The sequence below is a fragment of the Endozoicomonas atrinae genome, assembly GCF_001647025.1.
In the GTDB taxonomy this organism is placed as follows: domain Bacteria; phylum Pseudomonadota; class Gammaproteobacteria; order Pseudomonadales; family Endozoicomonadaceae; genus Endozoicomonas; species Endozoicomonas atrinae.
Map to the genome: position 1 here is coordinate 1 of NZ_LUKQ02000473.1, position 2,161 is coordinate 2,161.

Here is a 2,161-nt window from a genome sequence, read left to right on the forward strand (position 1 = left end):
GAAAATCAACATCATTAAAACCTTCGGGTAGCTGTGGTCGACGAGACATCTGTTCTAGATAATGCATGGTAATGATGCCTAAGCATAGTTGGCGGCAGCTTAAGGATTTAGAAAATGCGATTGGTATTATTAGTCTTTTAATATCAGTGCTTTAGTTTTAATTTTGCTGGATGTCGCGCCGGTGGTTCGCAGGCGTTTTTCCGGTAGGCGCTGTGAACTGCTAGCGAACTTTTTCATTCTGTCGTATAAGTGCAACCAAACATAACGGCATCAAGGGAAACAAATGCCAAGAAGAATGACTCAGACTAAAGCTGGCACACATCAGGCACTAAAAAATACATCATTTGAGAGTATGGTTGTCAGCTGGCTCATGCAGGATGGATGGCAAGTATTTCTGCCAATTCTGGATCATGGCCACCAAACCGATATTCTGATTTCTGATGGCCCAAGTTTTTATCGAATACAGGTGAAAACGGTGGAGGCAAAAGGGGACGACCATGTGGTTCACAACCAATGGTCAGATAGTAATGTGGACGTTGTTATCTTCTTTGCCCGAAACTCGAATTGGGGTGTGATTGCTCCAGCCTTTTCTGAAAATAGGAGATCATTGGCGCACCCAGAGCATAGAAAGTTCATGCAGGATAGGAAGGAATTTTTGCGTGAGTTTCACCTGCTTGAGGAATCAAAAGTAAGCGAGCTAGCCTGCTGATCCTATTTTGCTTCACCATTATTGATCGCAGCCAGGGTTTCAGTAAACTGGCTACGTAGTTCTTCAATCCAGAAGATAACCTCGCTGGGAGTCTCAGAAGTCTTGGCGATGTTCTGAATTAGAATGATGGCTTCCTTCATTCTTTCTAAGTCTCGAACTACCTCCCAGCTCATACCTTCATGAATGTGGAATATGAGTTTGTCTGAGTTCTCAAATCCAAAATCCTCGACAACGGCATCCTTAAGATTTTCCCATGTGCCCTGAAGGTCTGAGACTGCTGTTTTAATATAGCCAGTAGGTTCTGTCTTGAAGGACATAGTTATTCTCGCTCACAAAGGTGCTTTGCGATTATAGCGATCTTTATGTACCAAGTGCAGGTGTATCAGGGGCTACAATTGCGAGCTTTATAAAGTGGTCACGTTGGTCTGACCACAGCATTGGGAATGGCTTCAGGCAGTCCTTCAGTGTTAATACCCATGTCCCAGTGTTACAGAGAATGGCTTCCTGAATATCGGGAGCCAGGCAGGTCAGGCGGATGAACTTGGAGATTTTGGCTTTGTCGGTTTTCTCCCTGTCTGCCAATTCCCGGACGCTCTTGAACTTCCCGTCTTCCAGCAGTTTGATCCAGCGGTGTCCTTGAATAAGCGCTTTCTGAAGGGCTTCCATCTCTTCATGGCCAACCATACCATCCGGTGTTTTGATCGTGCTCTTACCACCCCGGCGTATAATCTTGATGGGAATGGTTACTTTGATCAGGTTTTCTTCTTCCAGAAATTCAACGGTCTCTTCTCCGGCTTTTTTGACAATGGCCATGGGGCTCTCCTTGCAGTTTATGGTTGTAGTTCAATGGCAACGGCATTCATGCCGTCAGGCCGGAAGTAAACGGTGACTTGCTCTGCGGCCAGTTCAATGCGTTTGATTAACAGTTCTGTCAGGCGTCGTTTTTCCGGAGCGAACAGCTCGTCCCATACCGAAGCCAGATCACCCAGTGCGGCCCGAATGGTGTTTTCATCGAGATTGCCATCCTGTTCACTGGCCCGCTGCCACACCCTGAATAGCAACTCCGGGCTAGCCAGCCGTTTCCGTATCTCCTCCAGCACCATAAGTTCCAACGTGCGGGCCGACAGCGGCGGTAGCGGGCTGTTTTGGCCCCCTGTTTCTGACTGGTGCCGGTCACGTAATAACGAAACAGCTGGCCGTTTTTGCGGGTACTGCTGGTGGTCATGGCTAAACCATCAGGTCTCATCAGTAAACCTTTGAGAAAGGAGGGATTGTTGCGGTTTCTGGATGCTCTGGCGCGCAGCTGGGCATGGACATCGAAAGTGCCATGAGCCTTTGCCCATAAGTCCATGGGGATAATCGGTTCATGCTCACCGGGGTACCATTCGCCCTTGTTGCCAATCTCCCCGATATAGATCCGGTTGCGCAGAATGCGGTGAACCGTATTTTTGG

At 47.9% G+C, this 2,161-nt stretch carries 4 protein-coding genes and 1 pseudogene; 1 reads left to right on the top strand and 4 read right to left on the bottom strand.

The window, feature by feature from the left end:
* Positions 1 to 283 precede the first annotated feature (283 nt).
* Positions 284 to 709: a hypothetical protein gene (locus AK963_RS28050; RefSeq protein ID WP_066018602.1), complete on the top strand. Its 426-nt coding sequence runs from the start codon at positions 284 to 286 to the stop codon at positions 707 to 709.
* Positions 710 to 711: 2 nt separating this feature from the next.
* On the opposite strand, the gene AK963_RS28055 is transcribed toward AK963_RS28050, so the two are convergent.
* The 4 genes and pseudogenes from AK963_RS28055 to AK963_RS36950 all read right to left on the bottom strand — a co-directional run.
* The gene (locus AK963_RS28055) at positions 712 to 1,026 is read right to left on the bottom strand and encodes a hypothetical protein (protein ID WP_066018603.1); all 315 of its coding nucleotides are present in this window, start codon (positions 1,024 to 1,026) and stop codon (positions 712 to 714) included.
* Positions 1,027 to 1,069: 43 nt separating this feature from the next.
* Positions 1,070 to 1,522 carry a hypothetical protein gene (locus tag AK963_RS28060; RefSeq protein ID WP_083232935.1) on the bottom strand — a complete coding sequence of 151 codons (453 nt, stop codon included), beginning with the start codon at positions 1,520 to 1,522 and terminating at the stop codon, positions 1,070 to 1,072.
* Positions 1,523 to 1,539: 17 nt separating this feature from the next.
* Complete coding sequence (locus AK963_RS36150; protein WP_238593878.1) at positions 1,540 to 1,821, bottom strand: hypothetical protein; 282 nt, start codon at positions 1,819 to 1,821, stop codon at positions 1,540 to 1,542.
* Positions 1,822 to 2,090: 269 nt separating this feature from the next.
* Positions 2,091 to 2,141: pseudogene (locus AK963_RS36950) on the bottom strand (hypothetical protein); the annotation flags it as partial.
* Between the last annotated feature and the right edge of the window lie 20 nt (positions 2,142 to 2,161).

What these genes read in the sequence shown, in the direction of transcription:
- AK963_RS28050 (WP_066018602.1), top strand. Translation starts at nt 284, where the DNA reads ATGCCAAGAAGAATGACTCAGACTAAAGCTGGCACACATCAGGCACTA.
- AK963_RS28055 (WP_066018603.1), bottom strand. Translation starts at nt 1,026, where the DNA reads ATGTCCTTCAAGACAGAACCTACTGGCTATATTAAAACAGCAGTCTCA.
- AK963_RS28060 (WP_083232935.1), bottom strand. Translation starts at nt 1,522, where the DNA reads ATGGCCATTGTCAAAAAAGCCGGAGAAGAGACCGTTGAATTTCTGGAA.